Consider the following 665-nt stretch of genomic DNA (forward strand, 5'->3'; position numbering starts at 1 on the left):
GCACCGAACTATACGGTGAATGGCGCGGATGTAAACAATGTTGGAGATGCAATCACAGCATTGGATAAAGGTTGGACCTTACAAAGTAATGGTGCAGATGCTGGTGCAGTGAAAGCAGGCGATACGGTTGATATTGGTACAGCAGATGGCGAAGAAAACTTACAAGTAACCAAAGAAGGCAATGACATCAAGTACAGCCTGAACCGAGACTTGAAAGTGGATAGTGTCACTGCTGGCGATACCGTGATTAACAATGATGGGATGACCATTACAGGTGGTCCAAGCGTGACCAAATCAGGTATCGATGCAGCAGGTAATACCATTAGTAATGTTGGTCCTGGTGTAGCAGGAACAGATGCAGTCAACAAAGATCAGTTAGATAAAGCTGGACAAGACTTAACTGATAAAGGCTTTGGCTTAACCGCACAAGATGGCACCACTGTTCAGAAGAAACTGGGTGAAGCAGTTGATGTTATCGGTGCAGATGAAAACATCACCACCAAAGTACAAGAAGGAAAAGTCGCAATTGAACTTGCTAAAGACCTGAATGTAAACAGCATTAAGGCAGGTGATACCACCATTAATAATGATGGTATGAGTATTGCTGGTGGTCCAAGCATCACCAAATCAGGCATTGATGCTGCCAATACAACGATCAGCAATGT

The 665-nt window shown here is 43.9% G+C and carries 1 pseudogene; it reads left to right on the plus strand.

The window, feature by feature from the left end:
* Positions 1-665 (plus strand): annotated as a pseudogene (locus tag F887_RS14875) (hypothetical protein); the annotation flags it as partial.

Source organism: Acinetobacter sp. NIPH 2100 (assembly GCF_000369805.1).
In the GTDB taxonomy this organism is placed as follows: Bacteria; Pseudomonadota; Gammaproteobacteria; order Pseudomonadales; family Moraxellaceae; genus Acinetobacter.